This window comes from Jeotgalibacillus sp. 10bf12, from assembly GCF_055597105.1.
Genome location: NZ_CP200276.1, coordinates 2,569,168 through 2,584,064, shown reverse-complemented (window position 1 = coordinate 2,584,064; position 14,897 = coordinate 2,569,168). Strand labels below are relative to the sequence as shown.

The window sequence follows — 14,897 nt, the reverse complement described above, 5'->3', positions numbered from 1 at the left end:
ATGAATAATATAGAGCAGATGATTGACTATCTTCATTCAGGTAGTCTTGAAGAGGCAATGCAAATATTTCAGGAAGTAAAGAGAGCCGGTGCAGACGAGGAAAAGTATGAAGCGGCTGAAGCACTTTACAGCCTCGGTTTTCAGGAAAAAAGTATAGAATTGTATGAAGATTTAATTGAGCTTTACCCTGAAGAAACAGAGCTCGTGATATTAAAGGCTGAAGCCCATGCAGAACTTGATCAGATTGAAGAAGCCATGGAGTGTCTTGAAACTATTACTGAAACCAGTGAATTTTATTCGCGTGCGATGCTACTTTCAGCTGACCTTTACCATATGCAGGGGCTTCACGAAGTCAGTGAACAAAAGCTGCTAAAAGCATATGAGGTCGATAAATCCGAAGAGATTATTCAGTTTGCACTTGCAGAGTTCTACATTCAGCAGGGTAGATTTCTTGAAGCGATCAGATTTTATAAAATGCTGACTGAGAGTGAAATTGCAGGAGTAGTCATTAGTAAACGCCTCGGAGAATGCTACAGCGCTGGAGGATCATTTGAAGAAGCATTGCCTTATTATGAGGAAGCCCTGGAAAACGAAAGAGATGCAGAAACATTGTTCCAATATGGATTTACTGCTTATCAGGCGGGTCATCATATTACGGCAGCAGAAGTTTTTGAAGAACTGATAGAACTAGATCCTGATTATCACAGTGCTTATAAATTGCTTGCTCATTCATACGAACACGAAGAAGAGATCAGCAGAGCACTTGAAGCTGCAGAGAAAGGTGTAAAACACGATCCTTTTAATAAAGAACTATTTTTAACTGCAGCCAAATTGTCATTAAAGTCTTCAGATGAAGTAACAGCAGAAGCGTATTTGCGCCAGGCAATTGCAATTGATCCTGATTATTTAGAAGCTGCTTTAATTTTAAATAAAATCTTACTGAGACAGGAAAAACCTGAAGAGTGTCTTGATATTATCAGTATTGTGAGAGAGTCAGGAGAAGATGATCCGCAATTCTTGTGGGATGCTGCCAAAGCTTTTGAACTGAAAGAAAGTTTTTCTGAAGCAGCAGAAGAATATAAAAAAGCTTATATGGTATATAATGATCATAGTGATTTCCTTGAAGATTACGGAAACTTTCTCTTAGAAGAAGGCAGACATCAGGAAGCGCTCGAAATTTATGTGAAGCTTTCGGAAAAGGACCCTGCAAATGAAGAGTGGCAGATGAACATTGAACATTTGAGACAAGAATAAAGGAGGGATTGGCTTGGCCCCATCCATTTCAGCAGATGAAAAAAAGGACTTTATTAAATGGTTTTTGCAGCACTATCAGTTGAAGAAAAGAGAATCAGTTTGGATTATGAATTATTTGCTGAGCCATGACCAGTTAATCGAGCACTTACATTTCGTAGAAGATGCAAGATTTTGTCCCCGGGGCATTGTCATGTCAACTGCCTGCAGTGATGAAGTGCCATTTAGATTTTATAAGGAACAGGTAATGACAACGGATGCGGAAAAGTCTTTTCACGATATCAGGCTTCACCGAGAAGATGATCTTTATGTACAGCTGAATTTCGAATCAGCGTATTCATCTTATCAATATGCAGCAGTTCTTGAAGACAATCCGTATACACCGAAAGAAGTTCATTTATCAAAAAAAGAAAGAGAAATGGCTGAACAATTCCTTACAGACAGTATCAATGAAAATCTGAGACATCAGCTGATGAAAGAAATTGATGAAGCACTCGACACACATGATAAGAACAAATTCAGACAGCTGACAGAGCGGCTGAAAACTCTGACGTAACATATAGGCAGTGAGAGCTGTCTATATTTTTTTATGCTACAATTTAATTACAGAACCATTTAAAGGAGTGTTATTCATGATTTGGAATACCAAAGATATCGAATTATTTTTCCAGGAACAAAAATACATAGATACAGCAGTTGTACCGCTGCTGCCGGTGAGTTTTGGAGAACAGGCGAAGCAGGAAGCTGACCAGGCGGAGTTTATTCCACTCGTTACAGCGATGCTTGAAAAGCAGTTTAAGGGGCGTATGATGCTGTTGCCGCCTTTTACTTATTTTTCATCAGAGAAAAAAGAACAGAGAAAATTAAGAATGAGTGAATGGGCAGAGACTTTGAAAGATAACGGATTTGACCACATTTTTCTTGTAACGTCTGATTCTTTTTGGAGAGAGGCTGAAGGTGATTTACAAGCAGATTTAATCTGGCTTCCATCAATTCCGATGGAACATATGGAAGGAAAGTATAAGCAGAAAATCATAGAAGATCAGGTCAGTCAGCTGTTGAAAATTGTTGTGGGAAAATGGCAGGCGAACTAACGTTCAAAAAAACTTCACATAGTTGAAATGAAAAGGTTTAATGGATTATTGACCTTGATAATATATTGATATATCATGAATATGTCCTAGTTATATATTTGTGCGAAAAATGTCCGAGGGACTGACCTGACGGTAGAGGGGGGAAATTAATGAGTAATCAGCGTGTTTCACGTCGTCAATTTTTAAACTATACATTAACTGGTGTAGGCGGTTTCATGGCTGCAGGTATGCTTATGCCAATGGTGCGATTTGCAATTGATCCTGTATTAACTGCTGAAGCCGGAGGAGATTTTATCTCTACTGGTACTTCAATTGATGAATTGAGTGACGTACCAGCCCGCGTAGACTTTTCTTACGAACAGGTAGACGCATGGTATACGTCCGAGGTCACTCAGACTGCTTGGGTTTATCTTGATGAAAATCAGGAAGTTGTAGCACTGAATCCAACATGTAAACACTTAGGCTGTACAGTCAATTGGGAAGGAAGAGAAAGTGATCCTAACAGATTCTTCTGCCCTTGCCACAATGGACTGTATGAGAAATCCGGTAAGAACGTACCGGGAACGCCGCCGACTGCTCCTCTTGACATGTTCGAGACGAGAGTATCAGACGATGGCATTTTGCAGCTTGGAAAAGTTGTTCCAAACACAATTGCATAGTAAAGGAGGCGTAATGGGTGCTTAATAAGATTTATGATTGGGTAGATGAACGGTTGGATATCACCCCAATGTGGCGTGACATTGCTGATCACGAAGTTCCTGAGCACGTTAACCCCGCTCACCACTTCTCAGCTTTCGTATACTGCTTCGGCGGACTGACATTCTTTGTAACCGTTATACAGATCTTATCCGGAATGTTTTTGACCATGTATTATGTACCAGATATTGAAAATGCGTGGCGTTCAGTTTATTACTTACAAAATGAAGTTGCCTTCGGCGTCATTGTCCGTGGAATGCACCACTGGGGAGCCAGTCTTGTTATTGTCATGATGTTTCTTCATACTTTACGGGTATTCTTCACAGGTGCCTACAAAAAACCGCGTGAGCTTAACTGGGTAGTAGGCGTACTTATTTTCTTCGTTATGCTTGGACTAGGTTTCACAGGTTATCTTCTGCCTTGGGATATGAAAGCACTATTCGCAACTAAGGTAGGTATTGAAATTGCTGCTGCAACACCATTTATCGGTGAGCAGATCCGTGTTCTATTAGCAGGGGATACAAGCATACTGGGTGCTCAGACACTTACCAGATTCTTTGCAATTCACGTATTCTTCCTGCCAGGTGCACTACTTGGTCTGATGGCAGCCCACTTTATCATGATTCGTAAGCAGGGTATCTCAGGACCACTGTAAAAACATCTGGATTGAAAAGGAGGGAAAACTATGCATCGTGGAAAAGGGATGAAGTTTGTCGGAGACTCACGTGTTCCGGCGAATCGTAAACCGAATATTCCTAAAGATTACTCAGAGTTTCCTGGAAAAACGGAAGCTTTCTGGCCAAACTTTCTATTAAAAGAATGGTTGGTAGGTTCTGTGTTCTTAATTGGCTTCTTAGCTTTAACTGTAGCGCATGAACCACCGCTCGAGAAAATAGCTGACCCGACGGATGCAGGATATATTCCTCTTCCTGATTGGTACTTCTTATTCTTATACCAGCTGCTGAAATATGATTTCGCTTCTGGTCCTTACAATGTAATTGGTGCTTTCGTTATTCCTGGTATTGCGTTTGGCGCTTTACTGCTTGCACCATTTATAGACCGCGGACCGGCGCGCCGGCCTGGTAAACGACCTCTAGCAACTGGATTTATGCTGCTTGGTACCGCTGCAACGATCTTCCTGACGTGGGAATCAGTTGCTTACCACGACTGGGAAACACAGCGCAGTCAGGGTGAAATCGTAGCTGAAGTTGATATTAATACAGAAGCTGAAGGTTATGCGATCTATGAACAACAGGGCTGTATAAACTGTCATGGTGAAAACCTTGAAGGTGGAGCAGGTCCTGCACTTGGTGAATTAGAATTAACAGCTGAAGAAATTGCTGACATTGCTGTTAATGGACAGGGGAATATGCCGGCTGGTCTGTTTGAAGGTTCTGATGAAGAACTTCAGCAGTTAGCTGAGTATCTGACTGATCCAGCAGCCGAATAATATGAAAAGAGCCGGATGTTCCGGCTCTTTTTTTAATCAGAATTTGTGAATTGATGATGGAATTGATCTTTTGGGCAGGAGGTGAACAAATGAAGGAATACATTTTTTCATGGCTGACAAACAAATATTTTCTTGTCATATTATTTATCGTTAATCTGCTCGGAACAATTTATGGATATTACTGGTACAGGTTTCAGCTGGCCGATACAGAACCCATCTTTTTGGTCTTTGTTCCTGACAGTCCAACTGCCAGTCTTTTCTTTACCATTGTCCTATTCGGCTATTTAATTAACAGGCAGTGGCCACTTATAGAAGCACTGGCGATGATCACGCTTTTTAAATATGGGATCTGGGCAGTTGTTATGAATCTTTTGACCTGGGGTGTGACAGGTGAAATGTCTGCAGTTGCATGGATGCTCGTACTCTCTCATGCTGCGATGGCTCTACAGGGTCTTTTATATGCTCCTTTTTACAGAATGAAAGTCTGGCACATCGTTCTTGCTGCTGGATGGACGTTTCATAATGATGTGATTGATTATGTGTATATGCAGTATCCTGTGTATTCAAGATTATCTGAAATGATTGACCACATCGGTTATTTCACATTCTGGTTAAGTGTATGTTCAGTCTTTATCGCATGGTATGTAGGGTTATATCGAAAAGACTGGCAGAGGACTTTACATAGAAATTAATTGCGGGCATAGCATAGGTCAAGGAGGAATGACTTATGCTTGCAGTGTTCAATATTCCGTTTATTGTATTAAGTATATTTACACTGAGTTCCATCATATCAATTCTATCCTATGTTTCATGGCGAAAATATGTCGGACAGAAAAAGAATATGCCGGACCGTGAACGTAATAATTGACAGTAAATTTAATTCAAAGGTAAAATTTAATCAAACAAATAAAATGGAGGGTCTGAATGGAAATCCTGATTTATTTTGCGCTGATTTTAATTTTGCCTTTATGGGCGAGCAGCCGTGTGAAAAAGACGTATAAAAAATATTCAAAAGTTCAGACAACAGCAAATTTGACTGGTGCTGAAGTTGCGCAGAGAATCCTTCATGAAAACGGGATTTATGATGTGTCTGTCAAACCTGGTAAGGGATTTTTAAGTGATCATTATAACCCGAGAACGAAAGAAATTGTCCTTTCACCTGACAATTATCATGGAATGTCAGTTGCCGGAGCAGCTGTAGCAGCCCACGAAGTGGGACATGCTATTCAGGATGCAGAAAGTTATGCATTTTTAAGATTGCGCCATAAGCTAGTTCCTGTGGCGAATCTAGGTTCAAACTTTTCCTTTATTCTGATTATTGCAGGTATGCTTCTTGGTTCAATGGAATTCATGCTTGGCGGGATTATTTTCTTTGCTGCAGCAGTTTTGTTCCAATTCGTTACATTGCCGGTTGAGTTTAATGCTTCATCCCGTGCAATGAATCAGATGGTCGGCATTGGACTGATTAGAAATGAAGAAGAACCTCACGCTAAGAAAGTACTAAACGCTGCAGCGCTCACGTATGTCGCAGCTGCATTAGTTGCATTGCTTGAATTGCTAAGATTTATTCTGATGTTTATTGGAATGAATGGAGACGATTAAAAAGTAAAGCCGTAAGCTTCGATAAAGAAGCTTACGGCTTTTTTAAGTTTCTATCGGTTTTTTGTTTTCATCCAAAGTAAAACCTTCTCCTAACACATCGTGAACATCAGTAACAGATACAAAAGCATGAGGATCTACTGAAGTAATCAGGTTTTTCAATCTGACAAGTTCATTTCTTCCGACTACACAATATAACACTTCACGTTTTTCCTTGGAATAATGTCCATAACCTGTAAGAACTGTGACACCACGATCCATTTCTGCTGAGATCAGGTCGGCAATCTGTTTTTGTTTTGGCGAGATGATCATGGCGCCTCTTGCAGTGTATGCGCCCTCCTGCATGAAATCAATGACTCTTGCACCGACAAAAACAGCGACTAAAGTATACATGCCTTCTCTATAGTTCAGATAAGTGGCCAGAGACAAAATAATCACAGCAGCGTCAAAAATAAACATTGTCCGCCCCATGCTCCATCCGGCATATTTTTTTACAAGTCGCGCAATAATATCCACGCCTCCTGTGGTACCTCCATATCTGAAAATAATCCCGAGCCCCACTCCAATAGAGGCGCCTGCAAACAGTGCCGCCAAAAACAAATCATTTGAAAGTGGGATCGAGAATTGATAAATATAAAATAATTCAAGAAAAAGTGATACACTTAATGTTCCAAGCAGTGTATACAAAAAAGACTTTAATCCAAGCAGTTTCCAACCGACGATAAACACCGGAATATTTAATAGCAAATTCGTTATTGAAGGCTTCAGATCAAATATAAAGTATAATAATAGCGTGATCCCTGTAAAACCGCCTTCAGCCAGGTTATTCTGAATGTTAAAATGAACAATACCGAAACTGAATATAGCAGCACCCAGAATAATAAAGAGTATATTCTTAAATTTTAGACCAAACAATACAATTCCCCCTTTATACATACGTTCAACATTATATGCTAATTGACGATCTATTAGCAATATTATGGAGGTGCCAGATGAAAGATAAATATTTTACAGTAAAAGATATGCAGGACGATGTAGATCAGTATATTGGCCAGTTTAAAGAAGGGTATTTTAAACCTTTAACGATGCTTGCCCGTATGACTGAAGAATTAGGAGAACTTTCAAGAGAAATCAACCATCATTACGGTGAGAAGCCAAAAAAAAGTACTGAAGATGCAAGCACAATTGAAGAAGAACTGGGTGATTTACTGTTTGTCATAATCTGCTTTGCGAACGAGCAGGGAATCAGCCTCGAAGATGCGCACCATAAAGTAATGAATAAATTCAGAACGAGAGATAAAGACAGATGGACAAAGAAGGAGGATCAGTAATATGACAAATGAAATTTCAGTAGTCATTGCAGGACCACGCGGTAAAATGGGAAAAGAAGCGGTGAAATTAGTAGAACAGACTGAAGGGATGAACCTTTCCGCTGTTATTGACAGACAGTTTAATCAGCAAAAGCTGTCTGATCTGGAGGGCTTCAGTTCGGATGCTGTCATATTTACAAGTCCCGAGGAATGCTTCAGCACTGTGAAACCCGACGTGCTTGTAGATCTCACAACACCTGAAACAGGGTACCTACATGCTAAAACAGCCCTGCAAAATGGAGTCAGACCGGTTATTGGAACGACCGGTTTTACCAAAGAGGAACTAGCAGAGCTGAAAGAGCTGTCAAAAGAAAATCAGTTAGGTACAATCATTGCACCAAATTTTGCAATCGGTGCGATTTTAATGATGAAATTTTCACAAATGGCAGCAAAATACTTTGAAGATGTAGAAATCATTGAAATGCATCATGACCAGAAACTTGATGCACCATCAGGCACAGGACTAAAAACTGCCGAAATGATTCAAGAGCAGCGTGCAGCAAAGCAGCAGGGCCATCCTGATGAAAAAGAAACAGTCGAAGGTGCCCGTGGCGGTGATGTTGAAGGCATCCGGATTCACAGCGTCAGACTACCCGGTCTTGTAGCTCATCAGCAGGTCATGTTTGGCGGAGAAGGTCAGCTCCTCACCATTAAGCATGATTCACACGATAGAGGGTCCTTTATGTCAGGTGTAAAGCTGTGTATTCATACAATTATGGATCTGGAAGAATTGATCTATGGGGTGGAAAACATTATTGATTAAGGAGATGGTTAAATGAATATCGCATTAATCGCACATGATGAGAAAAAAGAAGCGCTATTAAAATTTGTTGATGAATTTAAAGATGAGTTTGCGAAGCATCAGTTATTCGCAACCGGGACAACAGGGAAAAAAATTATTGAACTGACTAATCTGCCGATCCACAGGTTCAAATCCGGTCCTCTTGGCGGTGATCAGGAAATTGGCGCAAAAATTGCAAATCAGGAGCTGGATGCAGTTTTCTTTTTCCGGGATCCATTGACAGCGCAGCCACATGAGCCGGATGTATCTGCACTCGTAAGGCTTGGGGATGTTTATAATATTCCGATGGCTACCAATATCGGATCTGCTGATATTTTGATCAGAGGAATTATAAGAGGGGACCTTAGAGATGTCAAAAGCTGATATATTGGCAATCGGCGCTCATTCGGATGATGTTGAGATCGGGATGGGTGGCACGCTTGCCAAGTGGATAGATGAGGGAATGACTGCAGTGATCTGTGACCTGACAAAAGCTGAATTGTCATCAAACGGTACGCCTGAAAACAGACTGATCGAAGCTGAAAACGCAGCAGGAATTCTCGGTGTCAATGAAAGAATCAATCTTGATCTTGGTGACCGAAATATAACTGCCGACATTCACACAATTGAGCGGGTTGTAAAGGTAATAAGAGATGTCAGGCCAAAAATTGTATTCTGTCCATATTATGAAGACAGGCACCCCGATCATATCCATGCTGCGAAGCTAGTGATTGAAGCTGTATTTTCAGCGAGAATCCGAAAATTTAAAACCGGACAGGAACCACATAAAACTATCCTTTATCATTATATGATCAATGGCATACATAAGCCTGATTTTGTCGTAGACATAACAGATTTCAGTGAACAGAAAGTAAGTGCTCTTTCTTCATACAAAAGTCAGTTCACACCTGTGGATGGTGTACAGACACCCTTGACTGATGATTACATAGAAACAGTCATTTCAAGAGATAAGGTTTTCGGTAAAGAAGTTGAAGTGAAAATGGCAGAAGGGTTTATAAGTGATAAACCTTTACTCATTAATAGAAATATTGCAGGTGTATTATGAAAAAAATGAAAATAGGTATTACATGTTACCCGACCGTTGGCGGATCTGGTGTAATTGCGACTGAACTTGGTAAATTGCTTGCTGAAAAAGGACATCAGATTCACTTCATTACATCGAGTATCCCATTTAGACTGAACAAAATGTATTCAAATATTTATTTTCATCAGGTGGAGGTAAATCACTACTCTGTATTTCAATACCCGCCCTATGACATTGCTCTTGCTAATAAAATGGCAGATGTCATTGAAAGGGAAGAGCTTGATATATTGCATGTCCATTATGCTATTCCTCATGCAGTCTGTGCGATTATGGGTAAGCAGATGGCAAATAGTAATGTAAAAATCGTTACCACACTTCACGGGACAGATATTACAGTACTTGGTGTGGATGACAGTCTGACTAAAGCGATTAAATTCGGAATTGAAAAATCTGATCGAGTAACTGCTGTTTCGCAAGCGCTGGTAAAACAGACAAAAGATTTGATAGCGCCTGATAAAGAGATTGATGTACTATATAACTTTCTTGATGAAAGAATCTACAGGAAAGTACAGTCAGATTATTTGAAAAAGGATTACGGCATAACAGAGCAGGAAAAAATTATTATTCATGTTTCTAACTTCAGAAAGGTGAAAAGAGTACTCGACGTCGTAACAGTATTTGCAGACATTCATAAAGAACTGCCTTCAAAGTTAATTCTTGCCGGTGATGGCCCTGAAATGTCAGCAGTCCTGAAAAAAGTGGATGAACTGGGCATTAAAGAACACGTGCTCTTCCTTGGTAAACAGGATAACCTCGAAGAACTGTATTCCATCAGTGATCTGATGTTACTATTATCTGAAAAAGAAAGCTTTGGTCTTGTTGCTTTAGAGGCAATGGCCTGTGGTGTACCGTGTATCGGAACCGATGCAGGCGGTATACCTGAGGTGATTATGGACCAGAAGAACGGTTATATTTTCCCTGTTGGTGATACTGATTCTATGGCCAAAGCAGCTGTAAACCTTCTAAAAAACGAAGAGCTGCATTCATCTTTTTCGCGTCAGGCTGTCGTCACGGTTCAGAATGATTTTCACTCAAGTAAAATTATCAGACAGTATGAAGCAATGTATGATGAATTGCTAAATGGAGACATGTACAATGAATGAATTGTTCAGTCAGGCACTGCCTGTTTTAAAAGAAATAGAAGCTAATGGCTATGAGGCTTATTTTGTTGGAGGCTGTGTACGTGATTATTACCTGAACAGGGAAATCAATGACATTGATATTGCTGTATCTGCAACGCCGGAAGAAATTAAACAGATTTTTAAAAAGACGATAGATGTTGGCATCGATCATGGAACGATTCTGGTACTCCATGAAAGAGGTCAGTTTGAGATGACCACTTTCAGAACTGAAAGCACTTATTCCGACAGCAGAAGACCTGATGAAGTTACATTTGTCAGGTCTCTTGAAGAGGATTTGAAAAGAAGAGATTTCACGATAAATGCAATGGCGCTCTCTTCTTCATATGAATTAACAGATCTTTTTGGCGGGAGAGATGACCTCCAAAAGAAAGAAATCAAAACTGTAGGTCTTCCCATGGAGAGGTTTGAAGAAGATGCACTTAGGATGCTAAGGGCAGTCAGATTTGTATCACAGCTGGATTTTTCAATTGAATATCACACGTTTGAAGCGATCGGCGTATATGCCCAGAGACTCTCAAAAGTTGCGACGGAACGGATTGCAGCAGAACTTGAAAAACTGATCAGTGGTCCTGCGATGGAGAGAGCACTGCACTGTGTAATAAAAGCAAATATTCATACCTATATGCCTAAACTCATAACAGAAAAAGTTGTGAAGTCACTAGGAAAGTTAGACTGGAAGTTGTTAAATACTGAAGAACGTCTTGCGCTGATCATTTCAGTCGGAGAATTTGACGATGTGAGAAATTTGCTGAAGCAGTGGAAAATGTCTAATAAAACAATCAAAAATCAGCTGTTACTATTTGATCTTCTGGCGATCAGGGCTGAGAGAGCATTTACCAGAGCGGATATTTATCATATGGGTATAGAGTCTGTTACAGCTGCTGAGAAGATAGCAGCAGTGCTTGAACAGAGGCCATATAACCCGCATTATATGATAGACCTGTATCATTCAATGAGAATTAAATCCAGATCAGACTTAGCTTTCAAAGGGACACATTTAATTAAATGGACGGGTAATAAAGGCGGAGCATGGGTGAAAGACTGCACATCAGCAATAGAACAACTGATTTTAGATGAAGAGCTTGAAAATAACTTATGTGATATAAAAGAGTGGGTGGAATCAGAATGGCTTCAAAAATAAGAGAATCAATACTGACTGCTCTGTCTTCTTCTGATAACAGTTATTTTTCCGGTCAGGAACTGGCAGACCAGGCAGGATGTTCGAGAACGGCTATATGGAAGCACATAGAAGATTTACGATCATCGGGATTTATGATTGAGTCTAAGCGGAAGAAAGGATACAGGCTGCTTGGAAAGGCGGATGAATTAAATGAAAATAATCTCCTGGTCGGCTTAAAAACTGACAAGCTCGGCAGAACTGTTCACTTCTATGAATCAGTAGAAAGTACACAAAAAATCACACATCGTCTTGCTCAGGAGAATGCACCTGAAGGCACTCTTGTCATTGCAGAGGAACAGATATCAGGAAGAGGGCGGATGGCGCGTTCATGGTATTCACCAAAAGGAACGGGAATATGGATGAGTTTATTACTCAGACCCTCTCTCCCTCCGCAAAAAGCTCCGCAATTCACATTAATAGCCGCAGTAGCCATTGTAGAAGCAATAGAAAGCACATGTTTCCTCTCGGTTGATATTAAATGGCCTAATGACCTGCTGATCAATAGCAAAAAGGTTACAGGTATTTTAACGGAGTTGCAGGCAGACAGTGAGCAGATCCATTCACTTATTATCGGGATGGGGATTAATGTGAATCAGTCAACTGATGATTTTTCGGAAGAAATCCGTGACATTGCCACTTCACTTCATATAGAAAGTGGTAAAACATTTTCAAGAGCGAGTATTGTTCAGGAAATTATGTTTAACCTTGAGAAATATTATGCTATGTATATCAGTGAAGGTTTTGAACCGATCAAAGAGGTCTGGGAAAAATATGCTGTCACGATAGGTAAACAGATTACTGCAAGAACATTGAATAACGAAATTAAAGGATTTGCTTCCGGGATTACAAATGATGGGGTTTTAAAACTGATTGACGAAAGCGGAGAAACGCACCTGATCTACTCAGCCGATATTGAGTAGTTTTTATAGCTGGGATCAGGAGTGATCTGTTATACTGTGGTTGGGCAGTATCTTAAAGAACTGCACCTTTCTATCAAAAACTGTAATGATCTGCCTTGATCCATTATGTGACAGGGACAGAGGACCGGAATAATCTGCGGCATCCTTCTGTCTATCAGAAGGTTTTATTTATGTCTGCAGGGATTTCGTTTCCCTCTGAAATAGAGGAGGAGAAAATATGAAAACAACTGCTGATTTTTTAAACATGAAACAAAACGGTGAAAAAATAACAATGGTGACAGCCTATGATTACCCGTCTGCTAAAGCAGCAGAACAGGCACAAACAGATATGATCCTGGTGGGGGATTCTCTCGGGATGGTTGTGCTTGGGTATGATTCAACGGTTCCCGTCACACTAGAAGATATGATACATCATGCAAAAGCGGTCAGACGAGGTGCGAGAAACACTTTTATTGTAGTGGATATGCCTTTTATGACTTATCATTTATCACGAGAACAAACGCTGAAATCCGCTGCTAGAATCATGCAGGAATCAGGTGCTGATGCAGTGAAAGTCGAGGGTGCTGGTAATGTGCTGCCAATGATCGAAGCACTTGTGGAAAGTGGTATTCCGGTTATGGCTCATCTGGGGCTGACGCCACAAAGTGCCGGAGTACTTGGCGGTTTTAAAGTGCAGGCGAAAACTGCAGAGCAGGGACTACAGCTGATCAACGACGCCATAGCCTGTGAAAAAGCCGGTGCATTTTCAGTTGTACTGGAATGTATTCCTCAGCAGATAACAGAAAAAGTCTCAGCTGAATGTACGATACCTACAGTAGGAATCGGAGCGGGTGTGCAGGCAGACGGCCAGGTCCTGGTATTCCATGACCTGATCGGATATGGTGATCACCGCGTGCCGAAGTTTGTAAAAAAATATACTGATATCTATCCGGATATAACCGGCGCAATTAAACAGTATAATGATGAAGTTAAAAAGCAGGAGTTTCCTGCTGAATCACATTCCTTTAATCTCAAAGAAGAAGAAAGAATTTCACTTTACGGAGGAACGAAGTCGTGAATATTATCAGCACTGCCCGTGAAATGAAAAAATATATCAACGCCTATAAAAAACAAGGCAAAACGATTGGCTTTGTTCCGACAATGGGTTTTTTACATGAAGGTCATTTATCCCTGGTGGACAAGTCAGTCAATCAGTGTGATATAACTGTCATGAGCATATTTGTTAATCCGCTTCAATTTGGACCTGGAGAAGATTTTGACAGATATCCGAGAGATATTGAAAGAGATATATCACTTGCAGAAAAATCAGGTGTAGATATACTTTTTAACCCTGACGTGACAGAACTGTATCCTAAAGACCCTTCTGTGACAGTAAAAGCGGTTGACCGGACTGATGTTCTCTGTGGAGCGTCCAGACCTGGACATTTTGACGGGGTTGTAACGGTTTTATCGATTTTATTTAATATAGTTGATCCGGACAAAAGTTTCTTCGGCCAGAAAGATGCACAGCAGGTTGCAGTCGTAGAAGGACTTGCAGGGAGCCTGCATTTTCCAACTGAAATTATTACTGTAAAAACGATCAGGGAAGATGATGGGCTTGCAAAGAGCTCTAGAAATGTATATCTGAGTGATGATGAACGAAAAGTAGCACCTGTTATTTATAAAGCGTTAAAATCAAGTTCTGAAATTTACATCAATGACAGCAGAAAAGCTGCTATCAAACATTTTAAACAGGAGCTCTCAGCTGTCAGCGGGGAGATTGATTATATTGAGATCCTCACCTACCCGGAATTAAAGGCGCCTTCTGAGTCAGATACCCGTCTGATTATAGCTGCTGCGGTGAGGTTTGAGCGGGCAAGGTTAATCGACAATATTATATTTACGACTGAGGAGGAATCAGCATGTTCAGAACAATGATGAGCGGTAAAATCCATAGAGCAAGGGTTACAGAAGCTAACCTGAATTATGTAGGAAGTATCACAATAGATGAGGATATTTTAGATGCTGTGGGCATGTATCCTAACGAAAAAGTACAGATTGTAAACAACAATAACGGTGCGCGTTTTGAAACGTATATTATTAAAGGTAAGCGTGGCAGCGGTGTTATGTGTGTAAATGGTGCAGCAGCCAGACTGGTCCAGGAAGGCGATGTGATTATCGTTATCTCATACATGCTGGTTGAAAACGAAGCTGCGAAACACCACCAGCCAAAAGTGGCAATTATGAATGAGCATAACGAAATTACAGAGATGATTCATCATGAGCCTGAAGCAACAGTAATGGGCTAGAAATCAGATAAAGGCTGTGAC

General features: G+C 40.5%; 20 protein-coding genes. 19 read left to right on the top strand and 1 reads right to left on the bottom strand.

What is annotated here, in order from left to right; translation table 11 throughout:
- The 9 genes from DH10bf12_RS13425 (at nucleotide 1) to DH10bf12_RS13385 (ending at nucleotide 6,093) form a co-directional block, all read left to right on the top strand.
- On the top strand, nucleotides 1-1,254 hold the full coding sequence (locus tag DH10bf12_RS13425) for a tetratricopeptide repeat protein (RefSeq protein WP_471735773.1): 1,254 nt from the start codon (nucleotides 1-3) through the stop codon (nucleotides 1,252-1,254).
- Between the two features lie 13 nt (nucleotides 1,255-1,267).
- A complete protein-coding gene (locus DH10bf12_RS13420; protein ID WP_471735772.1) occupies nucleotides 1,268-1,807 on the top strand; it encodes a ReoY family proteolytic degradation factor in 540 nt (179 codons plus the stop codon).
- A gap of 76 nt (nucleotides 1,808-1,883) precedes the next feature.
- Nucleotides 1,884-2,345: a YpiF family protein gene (locus DH10bf12_RS13415; RefSeq protein ID WP_471735771.1), complete on the top strand. Its 462-nt coding sequence runs from the start codon at nucleotides 1,884-1,886 to the stop codon at nucleotides 2,343-2,345.
- Nucleotides 2,346-2,494: 149 nt separating this feature from the next.
- The gene (locus DH10bf12_RS13410) at nucleotides 2,495-3,004 is read left to right on the top strand and encodes a Rieske 2Fe-2S domain-containing protein (protein WP_471735770.1); all 510 of its coding nucleotides are present in this window, start codon (nucleotides 2,495-2,497) and stop codon (nucleotides 3,002-3,004) included.
- Between the two features lie 17 nt (nucleotides 3,005-3,021).
- Complete coding sequence (qcrB, locus tag DH10bf12_RS13405) at nucleotides 3,022-3,696, top strand: menaquinol-cytochrome c reductase cytochrome b subunit (RefSeq protein WP_471735769.1); 675 nt, start codon at nucleotides 3,022-3,024, stop codon at nucleotides 3,694-3,696.
- Between the two features lie 30 nt (nucleotides 3,697-3,726).
- Nucleotides 3,727-4,491: a c-type cytochrome gene (locus DH10bf12_RS13400; RefSeq protein WP_471735768.1), complete on the top strand. Its 765-nt coding sequence runs from the start codon at nucleotides 3,727-3,729 to the stop codon at nucleotides 4,489-4,491.
- 89 nt (nucleotides 4,492-4,580) lie between these two features.
- Nucleotides 4,581-5,183 carry a lipoprotein heptaprenylglyceryl N-acetyltransferase LhaT gene (gene lhaT, locus DH10bf12_RS13395; RefSeq protein ID WP_471735767.1) on the top strand — a complete coding sequence of 201 codons (603 nt, stop codon included), beginning with the start codon at nucleotides 4,581-4,583 and terminating at the stop codon, nucleotides 5,181-5,183.
- A gap of 35 nt (nucleotides 5,184-5,218) precedes the next feature.
- Nucleotides 5,219-5,359 carry a hypothetical protein gene (locus DH10bf12_RS13390; RefSeq protein WP_471735766.1) on the top strand — a complete coding sequence of 47 codons (141 nt, stop codon included), beginning with the start codon at nucleotides 5,219-5,221 and terminating at the stop codon, nucleotides 5,357-5,359.
- A 56-nt stretch (nucleotides 5,360-5,415) separates the two neighbouring features.
- Nucleotides 5,416-6,093 carry a zinc metallopeptidase gene (locus DH10bf12_RS13385; protein WP_471735765.1) on the top strand — a complete coding sequence of 226 codons (678 nt, stop codon included), beginning with the start codon at nucleotides 5,416-5,418 and terminating at the stop codon, nucleotides 6,091-6,093.
- Nucleotides 6,094-6,135: 42 nt separating this feature from the next.
- Here DH10bf12_RS13385 and DH10bf12_RS13380 read toward each other — a convergent pair whose 3' ends face one another.
- Nucleotides 6,136-7,026 (bottom strand): YitT family protein, encoded by an 891-nt coding sequence (locus DH10bf12_RS13380; RefSeq protein ID WP_471735764.1) that lies wholly within the window; start codon nucleotides 7,024-7,026, stop codon nucleotides 6,136-6,138.
- Nucleotides 7,027-7,082: 56 nt separating this feature from the next.
- Here DH10bf12_RS13380 and DH10bf12_RS13375 point away from each other — a divergent pair, with 56 nt between their 5' ends.
- The 10 genes from DH10bf12_RS13375 (at nucleotide 7,083) to panD (ending at nucleotide 14,876) form a co-directional block, all read left to right on the top strand.
- A complete protein-coding gene (locus tag DH10bf12_RS13375; RefSeq protein ID WP_471735763.1) occupies nucleotides 7,083-7,421 on the top strand; it encodes a nucleotide pyrophosphohydrolase in 339 nt (112 codons plus the stop codon).
- A gap of 1 nt (nucleotide 7,422) precedes the next feature.
- Nucleotides 7,423-8,223 carry a 4-hydroxy-tetrahydrodipicolinate reductase gene (dapB, locus tag DH10bf12_RS13370; protein WP_471735762.1) on the top strand — a complete coding sequence of 267 codons (801 nt, stop codon included), beginning with the start codon at nucleotides 7,423-7,425 and terminating at the stop codon, nucleotides 8,221-8,223.
- 12 nt (nucleotides 8,224-8,235) lie between these two features.
- Nucleotides 8,236-8,625, top strand: coding sequence for a methylglyoxal synthase (gene mgsA, locus DH10bf12_RS13365; RefSeq protein WP_471735761.1), 390 nt, complete (start codon nucleotides 8,236-8,238; stop codon nucleotides 8,623-8,625).
- Nucleotides 8,612-9,307, top strand: coding sequence for a bacillithiol biosynthesis deacetylase BshB1 (gene bshB1, locus DH10bf12_RS13360; RefSeq protein WP_471735760.1), 696 nt, complete (start codon nucleotides 8,612-8,614; stop codon nucleotides 9,305-9,307). The genes mgsA and bshB1 overlap by 14 nt, the downstream gene beginning before the upstream one ends.
- On the top strand, nucleotides 9,304-10,449 hold the full coding sequence (gene bshA, locus DH10bf12_RS13355) for an N-acetyl-alpha-D-glucosaminyl L-malate synthase BshA (protein ID WP_471735759.1): 1,146 nt from the start codon (nucleotides 9,304-9,306) through the stop codon (nucleotides 10,447-10,449). The genes bshB1 and bshA overlap by 4 nt, the downstream gene beginning before the upstream one ends.
- On the top strand, nucleotides 10,442-11,629 hold the full coding sequence (locus DH10bf12_RS13350) for a CCA tRNA nucleotidyltransferase (protein WP_471735758.1): 1,188 nt from the start codon (nucleotides 10,442-10,444) through the stop codon (nucleotides 11,627-11,629). The genes bshA and DH10bf12_RS13350 overlap by 8 nt, the downstream gene beginning before the upstream one ends.
- A complete protein-coding gene (locus DH10bf12_RS13345) occupies nucleotides 11,614-12,588 on the top strand; it encodes a biotin--[acetyl-CoA-carboxylase] ligase (protein ID WP_471735757.1) in 975 nt (324 codons plus the stop codon). Before DH10bf12_RS13350 ends, DH10bf12_RS13345 begins: the two co-directional genes overlap by 16 nt.
- Before the next feature lie 217 nt (nucleotides 12,589-12,805).
- Entirely contained in the window at nucleotides 12,806-13,645 is an 840-nt protein-coding gene (gene panB / locus DH10bf12_RS13340; RefSeq protein WP_471735756.1) for a 3-methyl-2-oxobutanoate hydroxymethyltransferase, read from the top strand.
- Complete coding sequence (gene panC, locus DH10bf12_RS13335; RefSeq protein WP_471735755.1) at nucleotides 13,642-14,505, top strand: pantoate--beta-alanine ligase; 864 nt, start codon at nucleotides 13,642-13,644, stop codon at nucleotides 14,503-14,505. Before panB ends, panC begins: the two co-directional genes overlap by 4 nt.
- Nucleotides 14,490-14,876, top strand: coding sequence for an aspartate 1-decarboxylase (gene panD, locus DH10bf12_RS13330; protein ID WP_471735754.1), 387 nt, complete (start codon nucleotides 14,490-14,492; stop codon nucleotides 14,874-14,876). Before panC ends, panD begins: the two co-directional genes overlap by 16 nt.
- Nucleotides 14,877-14,897 lie beyond the last annotated feature (21 nt).

Excerpts from the sequence above, each read along its gene's own strand:
- DH10bf12_RS13345 (WP_471735757.1), top strand. The coding sequence starts at position 11,614 with ATGGCTTCAAAAATAAGAGAATCAATACTGACTGCTCTGTCTTCTTCT.
- DH10bf12_RS13350 (WP_471735758.1), top strand. The coding sequence starts at position 10,442 with ATGAATGAATTGTTCAGTCAGGCACTGCCTGTTTTAAAAGAAATAGAA.
- DH10bf12_RS13415 (WP_471735771.1), top strand. The coding sequence starts at position 1,884 with ATGATTTGGAATACCAAAGATATCGAATTATTTTTCCAGGAACAAAAA.
- DH10bf12_RS13400 (WP_471735768.1), top strand. The coding sequence starts at position 3,727 with ATGCATCGTGGAAAAGGGATGAAGTTTGTCGGAGACTCACGTGTTCCG.
- bshB1 (WP_471735760.1), top strand. The coding sequence starts at position 8,612 with ATGTCAAAAGCTGATATATTGGCAATCGGCGCTCATTCGGATGATGTT.
- DH10bf12_RS13425 (WP_471735773.1), top strand. The coding sequence starts at position 1 with ATGAATAATATAGAGCAGATGATTGACTATCTTCATTCAGGTAGTCTT.
- panB (WP_471735756.1), top strand. The coding sequence starts at position 12,806 with ATGAAAACAACTGCTGATTTTTTAAACATGAAACAAAACGGTGAAAAA.
- DH10bf12_RS13380 (WP_471735764.1), bottom strand. The coding sequence starts at position 7,026 with ATGTATAAAGGGGGAATTGTATTGTTTGGTCTAAAATTTAAGAATATA.
- DH10bf12_RS13390 (WP_471735766.1), top strand. The coding sequence starts at position 5,219 with ATGCTTGCAGTGTTCAATATTCCGTTTATTGTATTAAGTATATTTACA.
- lhaT (WP_471735767.1), top strand. The coding sequence starts at position 4,581 with ATGAAGGAATACATTTTTTCATGGCTGACAAACAAATATTTTCTTGTC.
- DH10bf12_RS13375 (WP_471735763.1), top strand. The coding sequence starts at position 7,083 with ATGAAAGATAAATATTTTACAGTAAAAGATATGCAGGACGATGTAGAT.
- panD (WP_471735754.1), top strand. The coding sequence starts at position 14,490 with ATGTTCAGAACAATGATGAGCGGTAAAATCCATAGAGCAAGGGTTACA.
- bshA (WP_471735759.1), top strand. The coding sequence starts at position 9,304 with ATGAAAAAAATGAAAATAGGTATTACATGTTACCCGACCGTTGGCGGA.
- mgsA (WP_471735761.1), top strand. The coding sequence starts at position 8,236 with ATGAATATCGCATTAATCGCACATGATGAGAAAAAAGAAGCGCTATTA.
- DH10bf12_RS13385 (WP_471735765.1), top strand. The coding sequence starts at position 5,416 with ATGGAAATCCTGATTTATTTTGCGCTGATTTTAATTTTGCCTTTATGG.
- DH10bf12_RS13410 (WP_471735770.1), top strand. The coding sequence starts at position 2,495 with ATGAGTAATCAGCGTGTTTCACGTCGTCAATTTTTAAACTATACATTA.
- dapB (WP_471735762.1), top strand. The coding sequence starts at position 7,423 with ATGACAAATGAAATTTCAGTAGTCATTGCAGGACCACGCGGTAAAATG.